At 73.6% G+C, this 17,192-nt stretch carries 1 protein-coding gene (only partly in view); it reads right to left on the bottom strand.

Every position in this 17,192-nt window falls within one protein-coding gene, locus FHX44_RS30740, for a preprotein translocase subunit SecA, read on the bottom strand. The gene is 35,646 nt long; 5,201 of those nucleotides lie to the left of the window and 13,253 to its right, leaving coding positions 13,254-30,445 in view, spanning codon 4,418 (partial) through codon 10,149 (partial); reading right to left, the first codon wholly in view occupies window positions 17,189-17,191. Both the start codon and the stop codon lie outside the window.

Raw genomic sequence — 17,192 nt, 5'->3', positions numbered from 1 at the left:
CCCGGTTCGCGGTGCCCGGCGCCTCCCGTCTGAGATCCGGAGCCAGCCAGACCTCCCGGCCGTGCCCGTCCGCAGCCACCGAGAACGATCGGCCTGCCCGGCCGTGCTCGTCCCCCGCCACCGAGGACGCGGCCACTCCCGACAACGAGGTCAGCACCGGCAACGGGAAGCGAGTCGCGATCTGCGTTTCGGTCTCGTTCCCATGGAGCACGTGCGCCAGCTCGTGGCGCAGCAGCGCGGCGAGTGCTTGCTCATCCAGGGCGCCCCCGCGCAGAGCAGCCAGCGTTCGGGTGTCGGTGAACAGCCAGCGGCCGTGGGCGTAGATCACCAGGTCGTCGACCCCGGTGGCCTGTTCGGTGCGCTCGTTGAGCCCCCCGATCGCGCAGAGGCCCTTGCAGATGCTGACCTCGGCCAGGCCCAGCCCGGCCCAGCCCGCCAGCTCACTGGGCAGCAGCACCTCGTCGGCCAGGGCCGGATCCAGCAACGGCGCGATAGCGCCGCGCTGCTCAGGGGTGAAGTCACCACCCGATACCCGTGACGGGCCGCCACCCTTCGGGCCGGTGGGGCCCGCGTCGACCCGCGGGGTGCGGGAGATCACGCGGTCCGTCCACCGCCACGCGGCCAGGCCGCCGCTGGCGGGTGTGGTCGCGTCCACCCGGCCGGGTGGACCGCGGATGCGCACCAGATGCACCGCCATCGCCAGCGCACCGGCCAGCACGGCACCGGTCACCCAGAACAGCGCGATCGAGATCGCCGGCCCGCCCGCCAAGGCGGCAGCCGCCCCGCCACCGGCGCCGGCCAACAGGGCGGCCCCGGCGGTGGCCCGGACCGGGAACCGGCGCGGTGCGGCGGGCGGCGGCGGCCCGGCGAGCGGTGGGCCGTGCTCGGCCTGTGTGCGCACGTTGAGGACCAGCAACGCCACCCGCTGGGCGCTGTCCCCCCTCGCACCCGTCCGATCCAGCTGAGCCGGGCGCAACCAACCCGAGCCGGCCGCCGCCAGCGTGGCCAGTTCATGCTCGGTCAGCGGGGCGAGCTCGCCGTCGGTCGGGATGGCGGCACGACGCAGCAGACCCGCAGTCTCCGCGGGCAGCCCCTCCGCAAGCACGGCGAGCTCGTCGACGTGAGCTCGCCGCACCAGCGAGTCGAGCGAACCGGCCGTGGCCGGACCGACCGAGCGGCCAGGCAGGCCGACCGCGATGCGCAGCGCAGTGAGCAGCTGGTCGTGCCCCCAGGGGGCGTTCTTGGCCAGCTCGGCGGCCAGGCGCTGGTCCACCGTGCCGGTACGGCTGGGTACCCCGGACCGGCCGAGCACACGGCGTACCGCCCGGATCGCGGTGCCCGGCAGTTCCATTTCGGCCAGGTGGTCCGCCGACAGCGCGGCCAGCTGCGCCACCGAGACGATCCCGGCCCGCGCCAGCGCGCGATACACCCGGTCTCGGTGCCGGGCGGGCAGCCGCTCGATCAGCTCCTCGATCCGGTCCGCCGGTTGCCACAGCGCGGCCGCCTCGGCCGGGTGCAGAACGGTGACCTCGACGTCCCGCAGCTCGTCCCGGACGCGCCGCCACGCTCCCTCGACGTCCAGCCCGCCGAGGTCTGCGATCGCCCGGTCACGCACGTCCGCCTCGGTGCGCACCCCGCGCCCGGCCAGCTCCCGCGCACCCAGCCGCGCGTTGTTCCGCATGAGCCCGGTCAGCTTCTCGACCGCGGTCCCGTTGAACCAGCGGACCTCGTGTGGCGTCACCCCGAGTCGGGCGGCGATCTCGGCCTCCGGCAGGCCCCGGGAGTAGTCGAGAAACGCCCGCAGCTCCCGGTCTCGCAGGGTGGTCAACCGCAACCGCTCCTCCGGTCGAACCTTCGCGGCCAGCACCGCGTCGGGCTGTCCGTGGATCTGGTCGAGCAACCTTCCGGCCACGGCGAGCGTGTCGGCCAGCGTCCGGGCGTCCATCCCCAGCCGGGCGCGCAGCTCGACGTCCCGCTCGAAGGCGCGCAGCTGGTCGGCGAGGGCCCGCTGCGCTCGAACCACGTCCGCCAGGTCTTCTTCGGTGTACTGGTGGGGCACCCAGCTGCGCCGGGGGATCAGTTCGGCCAGCCACGTGGCCGCCTCGGGGTACGCGGCCAGGTCCAGCTGCGTCAACCGCTGGACCTCGGCGTTCGCCGGCTCGGACAGGCCGTCGATGGTGTGGCCGAGCCGCGCCGCTTCCAGCTGAGCCAGGTCGATCGGGCTGTCCTCGTCGATCCGGACGGCCATCTCGGCGCCCGACCCGGTGGACAGCTTCGGTCTGGCGAGCCTCCGCTCGGCCCTGGCTTCCCGGCGGACCTCGGACCGGCTGCGGAGCGGAACGGCATCGAGCCCGCTCAGGACGCGCGCCTGGAGACGCTGCCGAGCCAACCCGAACATCGTTGCCAACCCGGGCGCATCAGGCGCCAACGTCGGCTGCTCGACGACCTCGCGGGCCACCTGGTACCTGGCCCTGGCCCGGGACTGAAGCACCCTGTCCTCGGGCGAGCGGTGGATCTCACTGTGGCCGAACTGGCCGTCCCGGCCGGCGCGACCGCGCAGCTGCCCCTCCAACCGCGCCGACGGTGGGTCACCGAGGCCGATCACGTGCAGCCCGCCGCCCGGCACGTTGAGCCGGCGGAACTCGGCGTCGCGCTGGGCCTCGATCTGCCGCCGCACCGCGTCGCGCCGGTCTCGGTAGGCCGCGTCGTCGCCGGCCACCCCCGGGTACCGGCGGTTCATGGCGTGGGTGGTGCGGAAGCCCACGTCGCCGCCGAGCTTGATGTCGGTGCCCCGGCCGCTCACGGTGCTGACCGTGACCACACCGGCCCGACCGGCCTCGGCGATGATCTGGTCCTCGAACCGGATGTTCTCGGCCGTGAGCACCCGGTGCGAGATGCCCTCCTCGCTCAGCCGCGCCGAGACGGCTCTCGCCTCCAGCACGTCCGGGACGTCGATCAGCACGGGGTACCCGCCACGGTGTGCGCGCTTCGCGGCGGCCACCACGGCCTCACGCTGCGCCACCCGCGTCGGGTGCGTGACGGTGGCTGCATCGGTGCGTCGCACACCGTTGTGCGGGTCGATGGCCACCACGCCCTTGCGGTAGTGCCGGGCGAACGCCCTCTCGGTCTCGCCGATGACACCGGTCATCCCGGCGAAATCGCGATCGCCGAGGAACTCGCGGACGGTCATCGAGTCGATCGTCCTGCTGGGCCTGCCGACGTGAATGCCGGGATGGGTCCGGGACTCCGCGTACTCGATGGCCTCCTGCAGACCGTCGTGATAGCGGCGGCCCGCCAGCGGGCGGCGGTCGGGTGGGTGTGCCCGCAGGTCTCCGGCGCCACTTGCGGGGCCGCTCACGACGCCGTCGACCTCCGCCGCGGTCCGACGACCGGTCGCCACGACCGGCAGTACCCGGCCCGGTGCCCGGCGGTCCCGCCAGGAGAGCTCACCCGCCACGACGACCGGGACGGGTGGGCCGCGTTGCCGGTGCAGGTGCAGGAGGACCGCGACGGCCACGGCGACCAGCACGGCCACTGCGGCTGCGGTCAGCGTCGGCGCGTTTCCCAGCAGGTCGGCCAAGTCACCCAACAGCGAGCCGGACGCCTGCGTCGCACCGTCGACGGCCCCGGTCGTGGGATCGGCCGGCGTGGCGGCGTGGGCGGGGGCGCCGCCACCCGGCAACAAGGCCGGCAGCGCGACCAGCGCCCCCGCGATCCCGACGACCGCAGCCGCGCCACCAGCGCGGGGGCCGTGTTGCGGGGAGGCCGGGCCGGGATCGGCCTTCGCGCTGGGCCGGGCCGGGCCGGCCGGGTCGGTGTTGACCGCGACGACGACCGCGGTCTTGTCGTCTCGTCCGCCCTCGGCGTTCGCGGCGTCGACCAGCTGCTGCGCCGCCCGCTGCGGGTCGCGCACAGCGGTGCCGAACTCGACCGCAGCGGCGAGGTCGGACGGCGCCGGGAAGTTGTCCGAGACCCCGTCGGTCACGACCACCAGCAGCGCGGGCCCGTCCACGGTGATCGTGTGCGTCTCCGCCTCCGGGGCCGGCCGCTCACCCAACGACCGGGTGCTCGCCGACGTCGGACTCGATGAAGGCTCACCCTCGACCGTCTGCGCGGTGGCAAGGTTGTCGTCGACGGTCACCAGCACCGCGCGGCCCTGCGCGTCGATCAGGTAGACCCGGCTGTCACCGACGCCGACCAGCGCGACCTCGCTGCGCCGCGCCACCGGGTCGGCCGACCGGTCGACGACCACCACCCGGAACCCGGTCAGATCCGAGTCCGTGGAGTCCGCCTGCGGGGTGGTCGCGGCCACCGCGGCGTCGTAGACCGCCCGACCGACCCGCACCCCGCTCAGACCCCCGGGCTGCGCGGACACCGCCTCCGCCCCGGCCCGGACCGCGACCTGCGCGGCCGGCAGCGGACGCGGGCTCACACCCTGCTGGTCGGCCACCATGACCACCGTCCGGCGGCCCGAGCGCAGCAGCCGCATCGCGTCCCCGCCGTTGCCCACCGGGCCCGATTCCACCACCCCGGCCGCACCCGGGACCCGCACCGTCGTCGCCGGGCCCAGCTCGGCCACGGTGCCCGGGATGACCACGCCGTGCGCGGTCAACGACTCGATCGCCTCGTTGGCCACCTCCTTGTTGTGCTGGATCGCCTCGATGAGAGCGGCGCGGCGGCGCTCCAGCCGCCCGATCTCGGCCACCAGCAGCTCACGGGGGTCCATCGCGACACCGGCCACCGAGTACAGCGACGCGTACCACGGCGGCGCCACCACACCGTGCGGGTCCGCCAACACCCCTTCCAGGAACACCAGCCGCTGTCGGACGGAGTTCAGCTCATCCAGCTGCCCGGCGAGCAGCTGATCCAGCCGCTCCAGCAGCTTCGTCTTCTTCTCCTGGTCGTACGCCGCCGATCGCGCCGCCTTCCGCGCCGGCAGCCCCCGCAGCCAGGCCCGCACCGCCACCGGCACCCACCGGCGCAACCCGCGCTGCACCCGGCCCGGCGGGTGCTGGGGGTGGATGCCCAGGAGCCGCTCGCCCAGGTACCGCAGCAGGTACCCGAGGCCCTTGACCAGGTCGAGCTTGACCTGCTTGCCCCGCCAGACCACCGTCACCGACTGCAGCGACACCCGGAACTCGAGGAAGTTCGGCAGCTCCGGATCACCGGGTCCGAACCCGAGGAACAGGTGGAACTGCGAGATGAACTCGAACACCCGCCACGACCACGACGACCAGTCCCGCACCAACACCCAGTCGCCCAGCCACTGCAGCGGGTGGAACCCGACCACCGCGGGCATCTTCGACACCAGGACGAACTGCTTGCCGGGCGTCGTGAACGCCACCACGCCGAAACCCATACCCACGAGCCGCCACAGCACCAGTCGGCCCTCGAACCGTCCCAGCGTGAACACACCCAGCGACCGGTTGTCGTTCTTCGTGGTCAACGGATCGCCCACCGCGGCCGTGTCCAGCACCGTCAGTTCACCGGCGATCTCCGCGGAGGCCTTGGCGAACATCTCGACCCCCAGATGTGCCAACCACCGCGGCAGTGACACCTCGGTCACCGTGGAGAGGAACTCCAGGCGCGGACCGATCGTGGCCGCCCGGTTGAAGATCAAGGACCGCACGATCCGCCACCACCGGACCACCCGCTCCCGCAGCGTCAACCGCTGCCCCTCGGCAAGAGCACCCTCCTTGTCCTTGCGCACCAGCTTCAGGTGCAGCAGCGACAACACGTAGTCACCCAGGGGCCCCAACCACTCCTGCACTCCGGTGGGATAGATCCGGTTCTCCGTGCCCCACGTCCAGCGCGGCCGCGAGGCGGCCCACTCCGCCACCCGCCGCAGCGGCGCCAGCAGCCGACCGGCCTGGACGCGCGCCCACGCAGCACCCAGGTGCACCTCGATCGGCATCCCGTCCCACCACCGCGACAGCGCACGACCGACCCGGCCCGCCACACCGGCCCGACCACCACGCGGCTGCACGGCACCGGCGACCGGCGCATCCGAGACCGCCCGCCGCAGCCCGGCCCGCAACGTCCCGGCCAGCTCCTCGGTTGATCGCCCGGCCAGCTCGTCGTCATCCAGTACGGCGGCCGGGTTCCGCAGCAGCGCATCCGCGTAGGCCGGCGGCGCACGAGCCACCAGGTCCCGCAGCATCTCGCTCGCCTGCACCACCCGACCTCGCCGTGTCCGCACCACCACGACCAGGCCGGCCGCTTCCAGCTCAGCCACCCACGGCGCCAACTCGCCGGGCACGCCGGCCAGGAACACCGCTAGTTCCGCCAGCCACTCCGGATCACCCGGCCGGTGCACCCACTTCCCCCGCCGCAGCAGCGACAGGTTCACCCCCGACCTCTTCAGATCCCGCCGGTCGGCGCCCAGCACCAACCGCAGCAGCAGGACCGGGCCCGCATGCTCGGCCGCCGAACCACCAGCAGGCAGCTCCGCCACCGGCACCCGCCGCCACATCCCCGACAGCACCCGCGCCCGCCACCGCGACACGCCGGCCCTGACCGCTCGGACCGCCTTGCGACCGGTCCACCAGGCCACCGCGAGACCCAGCCCGGCGTAACCGAACTGCACGACACCCTCGACCCAACCCGGAACCCCACCCAGACCCCCGGCCAGCCCGATCAGCTGCACGGGTCCCCCACCGATCACGAACAGCCCGGCCGCGGCGCTGAATGCGATTCCGGCACTGACCCGAATCGCGGCCGCCCCGACTCCGCGCGCACGCAACAACCGCGCGGCGAGGTAGGCCACGACCACGCCCAAGATGCCCCCGATGCCGAACAACACGAACCACGGCACGCCGCGCACGGCGGGCGGCTCGTCCGTGGTGGGCGCGGGGCTCGGGGACGGGGATGGGGTGGGCTGTTCCTCCGCCGGCTTCTCCTCGTCCGTCCGGGGCTCGTCCACCGCGCGTTCGCGCGGCGGCGCCTTACGCACGCGGTGCTCGTCGCCCGGGTGGATCAGGTTCGGGGTGGCGTCGCGTTTCACCGCGCGCTCGTACCCGGCGGCGTCGCGGAACCGGACGATGTAGATGAGCCAGTACGAGTCCCCCGGCCGGGTGCTCCAGACGCCCGCCCAGTCCTCGGGGGCCACCACCTTCCTGCCACCGATCCGCTGGTGCGGCCCGGTGAACCGGTGCCCGTTGGCCGCGTTGAACTCCGCGAAGCCGACACCAAGCCCTCGCGCCACTCCACCCGCGTCGTCGAACTGGGCCGTGACGAACTCGCGTCGACGCACCGGGTCCGGGACAACCGGCTCCCGTAGCACCGACGTCGCCTGCCTGCCACCCCCGACCGTCACGACCGGCTGCGCCACGACCGGCTGCGCCACGGCAGCGTTCGAAACCCCCGCCGCCCCGGCAGCGACGACGCCGGCCGCCAGCAGCGCTCGGGCCGCACCGACCCACGCGGTACGCCGATCCGGTGATGGCGCACCAGCAGCGTTGAACGCCGCACGCTTCGACGGCATCGCGGTGCCGCGGACCACGCCGGGACCACGACCGGCTGCTCCGTACGTGTTCGGGACGGCCTGTGCATCTCGGATCCTCTGCAGGATCGCCTGCACGTCGGCGAGGTGCTCCACCTCACTGGCGAACCCACCGACGCCGTGCCGCCGCTCGTGCTCGAGCACGAGCTCCAGCAACCCGAGCCCCTCCAGCTCCGCGAGGCTGTCCGGGAACAACGCGACCACGAGCACGCCGTCGGCGTCGCGCCAACCGAACGCCCGAACCGCGAGGATCCGCCCGACCTGCTCCGGGGTCGCGCCACGCTCGTGCAGCGCAACCGCCACGGCCGCCGGATCGGCGACGAGCAGCTCCTCGTCACGACCGAACCCGGGCGGGCCCCGGCTGCGCGGCCCGTACCCGTCGATCCCGCTGCCCCACCGCGCCGCAGCGCGTACCGCCGCGAACGCCTGCGTCGCGAACGCGATCTCCTCGTCGGTGAGGTGACCGAGCGGCCCCGCACCCGAGCCGAGCCCGCTCGCCCGCAGGAAGGCGTCGATGGCCTCGGCGCCGACTGCACTCTCGGCCCGCCGGCCGCCGGCCGTCTCGCGCACGGTGGCCTGCCATAGGCCCGCCACCCTTTCGATGCGGACGCCGCGATCGTCCACCCCCCTGGTGATCAGTGGCCCGCCCGAGTTGCCGTGGCCCAACCACTGGTTCCCGCCGAAGTACAGGTCCAGGTGACGCACCGGAGTCCGGCGAGCCCAGTCGGCGTCCACGACGAGTCCTGCGCTGACGACCAGGTGCTCGGCCCGGGTGCGCAGATCGCGGACGACGCGGTCGCCGGTCTCCACGGGCAGTTGCCGCCACGGGAAACCCATCAGCACGACCCGCTGCTCGCCACCATCCAGATCCAGTCGCAACGACGGCAGCACGCGGTCCTCGACGATTCGCACCACAGCGAGGTCCACCTCAGCGGCCGCCTGCATGAGCTCGTCACGTGTCAGACCTGCCGCGGTTCGAGTACCCATCAACCAAGACACGATCGCCGCAGCCGAGGGTCGGGGCGCCACGACTCCGCGCACGCGCCGCACTCCCGCGGCAGTGGACACCTCCACCCACGATGCGGTCGCGTCCATGACGACGTGCCGGTTGGTGAGCACGTAACCGAAGCCACCATCAGCCGACCACAGCACACCGGACCCGACATGCTCGTACCCATCCGCGCCGTGCACGATCACCCGCACCACTCGAGAAAGGGTCTGCGGCGCGACGCTGCCCAGCTCCGGCGCCTGCCACGCCGACCGCCCGAAGCCGTCACGCACGCGCTGCAGCGCGGTCGCCGCGGCGACGGCCGGCTCGAACAGGTGCCGCAGCGGGCTGAGGTCCGGCAACGGCGCGGCCTGCTCGACCTCAGCTTCCGGGATGCTCAACGCCGATATCTGGAGCAACGTGTTCTCGAACAGCTCCCGGCGGGCTGCCGCATCCAACGCGCCGGCGCGAAGAGCGGCCAGCACCCGGACGTCGGTGTAGAGCCACCCGTCCGTCGAGGGCCACACGACCCGGACCGAACCCCCGATTCCCCGAGCCCCTGAGATGAACCCGTCCAGCGCGCGCATCCCGCGGGCGCCGCTGGCCGTCCAGGGGTGCCCGGGGTGCCCGCTGAGGGCCGACAGCTCGGCGTCGCCCGCCTCCAACTGCTCGACCACCGGCAACCGCGCCAGCAGGTGTTCGGTCCTGGTCCGCCCCCATACCGCCTCCTCGGCCTCGTGCAGCTCCCGCACTAGCCGGTCGGCATCGCCGTCATGCCGGTGCCCCGTGTGCTCGTCGCCGGCGAGGTGGAACTCCCACTCGTGGCGCAGCAACCGCACCCACCACTCGGCGAACGACGGGTCCAGCTCGATCAGCCGGTCCGCCAGAGCGGCCACCCGCACCGGCACCACGATCACACCGTCCTCCGGCGCGCCGCCCTCGGGCCGCCAGCCGAACGCGATCAGCCGACCACCGAGCAACTCCTCGTCGGTGATCCGCACCAGGGTGACCAACTCCGGCGGTGCCCGCGCGAGGTTCGGGAACTCCTCGGCGTCGACCGGCCGCGCACCGTCTCGCACGCGCGCCATCCGCGGCGACAGCTCGTCCCGCGCGGTCGCGCTGCCCACGCCGTCCGCGACCGGTCCACCGTGACCGCGCTTGCCGCTGTCCGGCTTCCGCTTCCCGACGGCACCAGGGGAAGAGGTGCCCGCACCACCGATGTTGATCACGATCGTCGTCTTGTTGCCGCTGCCCAGGTGGGCGACCCCGTCGATGAGAGCGTCCGCGGCCACGCCCGGCGCCTGCGCCCCGCGGACGACGGCGGCGAGGTCTGCGGCGTCGGGGTAGAAGTCGTGCAGCTCGTCGGTGGCCAGCACGATCGTGGCCGGCCCGGTCAGCGTGCGGGTCTCCACACCCGGCTCGTGGTGGGAACCACGACCGAGCCAACGGGTGAGGTACTGCTCCGCGCCCGGCGACGGGGTCGTCTCGACGGTCTCCGCGACGCTCCACGTGTGGTCGGTCGTGACCTGCTCGACGTCGTGCCGCGTCACCAGGTAGCCGCGGCTGTCACCGATCCAGAGGAACACCACCTCCACGGCGTTCGGACCGGCCGGGACGATCACCACCACCAGCAGCGTCGTCGAACTGTGCGCCCCGGCGGTCGCCTCGACCGCCGCCTCGTAGCCGATCCGAGCGACCTCCGCGGCGGGGGTGCCCATGGGCACCCCGCGCATCGCGGCCATCGCCGCCTCCGCCGCGACCTGCGCGATGGACAGTCCGTGCACGCCCTGCTCGTCGGCGATCGCGGCGACGATCCTGCCGTCGGTGGACCGCACCGCCGCCGCCATCGCGTCGAGGTTCGGGCTGTCCGGGTGCCCGGGATCGCTGCGCCCCGCCACCCGGCCGTCAACCAGCTCGAACCCGACACGGCCCGATCCAGGAGCCGAGTCGGTCCCCGGGAGGGTGCCCGACTCCACCTCGCGCCGTCCGACGCGGGACTGTGCCAGCTTCAGATTCACCGGGGGCGGCGGAATCATCGGCTGTCGATCCGAACCGGGGCCCTCCTCGATGGCCTCGTGCCGCGCGTAGTTGGTTTCGATCGTCTTCACCAGCTGTTCGCGCAAGCGCTCCAACCGGGCCCGCTCGACCTCCGCGGACACCAAGGCCGGCCCCGCCCCGGCAACCGGGTCACCGTTCGCATCGCGCATCACCTCGATGCGTGCGTCGACGTCCCGCAGCGCGGCGACCAGCGACTCCAGCGCGGCGCGCTGGCCGTCGATCACCTTGTCCAGCTGGCGCAGCCCCCGACCCCGCAGCCGCTGGGTGTAGGCGCGGCGCCGCTCGGCGAGGCTCTGCCGCCACACGTACCGCCACACGGCCAGCGCACCTGCACGAACGACGGCCGGTACCCGGCGACCGATGCGCTCTCCGAGGAACCGGACGACCCAGCCCACACCCTTGACCGCCAACGGGACCAGGCCCTTCACCAAGTCGATCTTCCAGATCGGCTTCCCGTGCCGCCGGACCTCCAGCGTCTGCCCCGAGAGGCGGTGCTCGTAGTAGTTGGGCAGCAGCGAGTCCCGCGGCCCGACACCCGCACTCAGCTGGACCTGGGACACCGCCTCCCGGAACTTCCACATCGACGGGCCCAGGGTGTGGACCCGCAGCCAGCGCAGGAACCGCAACGGCACGTTGAACCGCTGCAAGCCGGTCACCCGCGGGGTCGCGAACATCTGCTCCGGCTTCCACCCCGGGACGATGAAAACGATGAAGGAGACATCCACCCTGTGAGGCCCGAGGTAGGCCTGGAAAGAAACCCGCACCACCAGGAAGCCGCCGACAACGCGGTTGCGGTTGATGGTCGCGCCACCCAGCTCGGCGACGTCCAGGACGGTGAACGACCCGAGATTGCCGAAACTGATCTTGAATCCGACCTCGAGGCCGTTCCACACGAACTCCGGTCCGACCGGGGGGTGCATCCAGGGCAACCCCGAGGTGAACGCACGGTTGAAGCGCAGCTTGGCGAGGAACGCCCGGACCCGGCCGAACCAGTCGGTCACCACTTGCAGACCCCGCGGGCCGATCTCGGCACCGCAGGTCGCACACGTCGCGCGTCCCCGGGCCCCCCTCCGCCACACGTTCGCGCCCTTGACGAAGACCTTGAACTTCAGGTGGAGCAACTGGACCACGTCGAGCGTGCCCGTCAGCCACGGGCCGATCACCGGGATGCTCGCCAGCACGGATTGCAGGCCCGTGGGATACGCGCGGTGCTCCCACGCGATCTTGACTCGCATCCCCCACAGACCGCGCACGACCCGGGACGCCACCACGCCGCGCAGCCACGTGAGGATGGCTCCGGCCTGCAGCTCGATCGGAAGTCCGTCGAGTCCGACCCCGGCGACCCCGAGCGGGTCGCGCAACAGCGCCGCCACCGCCTCGGGAGGCGCCCGCGCCAGCAACCGACCCAGCTCACCACCCGGCCGGTACCGCTCCACACGTGACCGGGTGGTCTCCGCGACCAGCAGGCCGTGATCGGCGAGCTGCGCCAGCCACGCCGCGACCTCCCCCACCGCGGCAGGTTGGCCCACGCCGCGCGCCGCCAAGCGCTCGACCAGCGGGACGAACCAGGCGGGCGCACCGTCGACCGCCTGCTCGCCGGCCATGCGCTCGACCAGCGACACCACGTCGGCGGCCGAGATACCCCAGAGGTGGACCGGGCCCAGGGCCGGCGGGGCCCCGGGGCGCCCCCACAGCTGGACGAGCCGCCACACACCCCACGTGGCCGCGTCGGCCTCGCCCAGCTCGGCCGCGGGATGCCGCTCCCACTCCTCCTCCGCGGCTTCCCATGCCTGGTGACGCGCCGCAGTCCGACCGCGGGCGGGAGCCGGCGCCACCTGGGTCGCGCGACCAAGCCACGCGTCGAGACGGGGAAGCAGGTCGGCGATCTCGGCCAGCAGCGCGGTGCGCTGCTCGGTGTCCGCGGTGGCCAACTGGTCCCGGATCGCGAGGAGCCGCTTCAGCGACGCGGCGGCCGAGTCCGTCCGCGAGCGGCCCCACCACATCGGCAGCGCGGAGAACGTCATCTGCCGGTCCAGGTATTCGGCGAAGACGACCGCCTGGTCCAGCAGATGGTGCCGCACGACCAGGTGCCCGACGAAGGCCGGGTCGTCGTGGCGGGCCTTCGGGTCGATGAAGTGCACCTGCTCGTGGTCGTACACGTCGAACAGCCAGCCGTCCAGCATCCGCTGGAGCTCGTCGGCCTGGCTGTTCCTGTTGGCCGCCCGAGCGGTCGCGATGACCTCCCGAACACGCTGTACCCGCGCGGCCAGTTCCGCGTCCACCGCCACCAACTGCTGCCCCTCGTGCCGCCAGGCGAACGCCACCAGGTCGTGCACACCCAGCACGCGCAACAACACCCAGCTCGACATCCCGCGCACCGGGTGCAGGTCGAGGACGCCGACGACGTCGCCGTTCGTGTTCCGCACCGCGACGGGCAGCACCACGGCCTCGCCCTGCCGGTACCGCGTCGCCAACCACTCGGCGAGCTTGGCCCTCGACCAGCGGCCCATATCCCCGCCACCGCGGCGCGACGGCCCACCTGCCGCGCTCGCCGCGGACGCCGCTGTGAGCGACTCACCGGTGTCGGTCGACCGCGGGGCCGGCGGACCCGCGGGCCGCAACCGGTCGAGCTCGGCCAGCACCTCGGACGCCGCCGCCAGCGCCCGCGTCCGATCGGCGGCGCTTCCAACACTGTTCGCCTCCTCGCGGAGCTGCTCCAGCTCCTCGAACAGCGCTGTGTGCTGCCGCTCCTGCGCAGGCGTCCAGATTCCGCCCGGTACGCGCTCGCGCAGCGCCTCGACCGCGTCGTGCAGCCCTTCCACGGTCGCCGGCGGCGAGCGCTGCGATCCCGCACCGGTCATCGCCCGCCGCGGCCCGGGTTCCCACAGGACGGCCGCGGCGGCGACCGCCCGTGCCACGGCCCATCCCGACGACGCCACGGCCACGAACCACGCGACGCTCGCGACCAGCGGCACGCCCGGCACCGTCAGGGCCGTCGCGACGCCGGCACCGAGCCCGACGACGATCCCGACGACCTGCACCCGCCCGTCGCGGACCGGCCGAGCGGCAACCGGATCCCCGGTGAGCGGCATCGCCCGCGGCCGCAGCAGCGTCCGCACCGCCGCGAGCACCACGAACCCGACCACCCCGCCTGCGAGCAGCAGATCGGTCACGGCGTGCCCGGCACCGGTCGCAGCGCCTCCCGCGACCACAGCAGAGGCACCAACGGCCGTCGCGGCCGACGCCGTACCGGACAGCACCACCAGCAGCACGGCGGCCACCAGCAGGACACGGATCGCCGTACGCATCCACGGGGGCCCCCGCGTCCACACGTGGTGCAGCAACGCCGCCAGCACCGGACCGACGACCGCCGCGCCGATACCGGCCAGCGCGACCACCGCGTCGGCGGCGCTGAGGACCACCACCACACCCGCGGCCCGGACGGCACGGGTCACCCACTCGACGCCCGACGCCCGCGCGCTCCGCCGGACCCGCGACACGAACTCGTCGAACGACGTCGTCACGAGCCGGACCGCGGCCGCCCAGCCCACCCACGACGCCAGACCGGTCAGCACCGCCACGCCGACCCAACCCACGGCGCCGAAGGCCGACGACGCCGCGACCGGGGCCACGAACCCGGCCAGCGCCGACGTGATGACCGTCGCCGACAGCCCGGCAGCGGCCTTCGGGCCCAACCGGGTCGCGACGAAGCCGTTGATCCCCAACCCCACACCGGCGTTCGCCACGACGAACAAGAAGTTGCCTGCCACGACCCCCATCACCGCCACCGCGGTCACGGGGACGAGCGCGGTGAGCAGGACGACCGTCCCGGTCGCCGCCATCCCGGCGGCGATCCACATCAAGAACTTCCCGGCACCCTCGCCGAGCAGGTCGCCGACCTGTTCACCCGCGAGTCGCGCACGCCGGCTCCTGATGTCGGCGGGACCGAACACACCCAGGAACAGCACGACGTTGGCGAAGAACACGGCGCCGTTCATCACGAAGGCCAGCGGGCCGTCGGAGGCAACGCCGTAGCGGTCCAACGCCATGCGCCAGACGGTGTTGAACGCGCCCTGGATGAACGCCGTGGAGGCGAACACGAACGCGGCGATCCGCAGCGCCCGGTCCGATCTCAGCGCCGACCACACCGCACCGACCGAGTCCGCCATCGTGCCCAGCGGTCCCCGACGACCGCTCGTCCCCGACGCCACCTGCGGTCCTCGCGGTGCGGACACCTGCTGCCGCATCGTCAGCCGCAGGAGCACGGTGGCGAGCACTGCCGTGCCCACCATCGCCCACGCCCCGAGCGCTGCCGACGACTGGGCGGGGAACGCCAATACACCCCAGGTGACCAGCCCGGCGGCCGCTCCCAGCAGCGGGTTGACGCTGTCGATGACGCGCAGGCCCTTGTCGACGGCCAACCGGGCCTGGTTGGACTCCCGGAACCACCCCTGGACGAATGCCATCAACGACGGGAAGGCGCTGGTCCCCACCCCGACGGTCACCGCGATCACCAGCAACGGCGCGGCCGAGGCCCACGCCACCACCACCGCGAAGGCGGCGTACCCACCGGCCAGCAGGGTCAGGAACACCGTTCCCATCCCACGGGCCGAGCGCGAGCCCCACATCGGCCCGAACAGCAGCGCACCGATCAGGAAGCCGCCGAACGACAGCGTCCCCATCAGCCCGACGTCCACGATCGTCAGCGTGCCCAGCAGTGCCGCCATGCTCTGGTAGCCGGCCCCGATGAGCCCCAGCGCCACACCCGAGGCGACGCCGAACGCCCAGCGCAGCGACCGCGACGGTGCCGCCTCCCGCTGCTCCGAGCGCTGCGTCCGGGCGCCGGCCCGCAGCGGCCCGGTCGAGCCCGCATCGCGCCACCCGGCCCAGCCGGACAGCCCCGCACCCAGCACCACCCACGCGACCGTCGCGAGCAACGGCTGCGTCGGCGCCGTCAGGACCGCCGCGACCCCGAGCCCGAGCCCGATCGCCCACCCGGCGACCCGCTCCCGACGACTCCCCACCGACGGAGCCGTGACCTGGGCCACCAGCAGCCCGCCCCGCAAGGCGTTGCGCAGCACGCGCTGCGCCACCACGAGAACCACCGCCGCCACCCCGACCGCGGCCGAGGCCCGTGCGGCCGCCGCCGGCATCGCACCGATCCCGTCGACCACCACACCGAGCAGGAACGGCGAGGCCCAGCCGAGCAGCCCACCCACCGTCGCCGAGGTGGCCACACCACCGACGCGCCACAGCCTCGTCGACCACGAGCCGCCCCACGACGGCGCACCCGACGCGGCCGCCGACGACCACAGGACCCAGATCGCCAACGCCGTACCGGTCACCCACAGGACCGTCGCGGCCACCGGTACCACCGGCGCCGCCACGACCGCCGCGACGCCGACCCCGTCCCCGGCCAGGAACGCACCGACCCGCGCCAGCACGCTCCGCGCCCGCGCGGCAGCCTGCTCGGTGCCATCCGCGGCCAGCGCCCCGACCCGACGCAGGGCCACCGCCGCCACCACACCGACGACCGCCAGCACCGGACCGGCGGCGAGCAGCACGTCCGCCACCGCTCCACCCGAGCCGCGCAGAGCAGCACCGGCGACCGCGGCGGAAGCGGATCGGGACAGCACGCCCAGCATCACCGCGACGACGACGACGACCAGCGCGACACGCGCCAGCACCCGCACGCTCGACCCGCTCGTCCACCGCCGCTCGACCGAGCCGGAGGCGGTGGGTTCAGAGGCGTTCGGGCCCGGCGGTGGTCCCCGGTTGCGGATCAGGTGGATCATCATGACCGAGGCGACCGCCAGCGCGGCGCCGATCGCTGCGAACAACGCGAAACCGATCACCCCGGCCTCGAACAGGGCCGCCAGCACCCCACCGGCGTAGCCGCTCACTGATGCGGACGCCACGGCGGCACCGGTCGGGAACGGACGTCGCGGAGCGGTGGCCGGTTCGGCCGGCGGCGCATCCGTGGGAGCGGGGACAGGGGCGTTCTGACGAGCCCGGAACTGCTCGTAGAGGATGCCGATGGCGAGCGCGCGGTCGGCGGTCTCGGTGGTGCCCCGACCGACAGCGACCCGCGCGAGCCCGGCGACCTGCGCACGGGTCAGCGCACCGTCCCGGGCCGCCTGCACGAGGGCCGCCGCCACGGTGGAGGCATCGCCGACGTGGTCCACGTGGGCGACGGCATCGCTCGCGCCGGTCGCCGACAGCAGGTCGGCGAGATCGGACGGCGGGAGGCCCCACGTGGGCAGGCGCGAGTCGTGCAGCAGCAGCCGCAGCGCCGTGACCAGCTGCTCCTCGGTCCACTCGGGCGCCTGCTCGAGCTGTTGGCGCACGGGTTCCCGCGTCGACGGCCCGTGCGGGATCTCGCTCCGCAACGCCGCGATCACCTCGGGGTCGAGCCCGACCGCGGCGAGGGTGGTGTCGTCGGCCGCCATGACGTCGGACGCGGAGACGATGCCGGCTGCGACCAGCATCCCGTACACCTGCTGGCGCCGGGTAGGGGACAGCGACAGTCGGTCGATCCACTCCTCGATCCGTGCCGGGCTCCACAGGGCCTCGCGCTCGCCCGGGGTCAGGTTCTGCTCGTCGTCACGAAGCCGCCCCCGCACCTCCGACCACCGGCCGTGGGTC

Source organism: Pseudonocardia hierapolitana, assembly GCF_007994075.1.
GTDB lineage: Bacteria > Actinomycetota > Actinomycetes > Mycobacteriales > Pseudonocardiaceae > Pseudonocardia > Pseudonocardia hierapolitana.
Note: the sequence above shows the minus strand (reverse complement) of the source record. Positions and strands in the feature narration are given on the sequence as shown.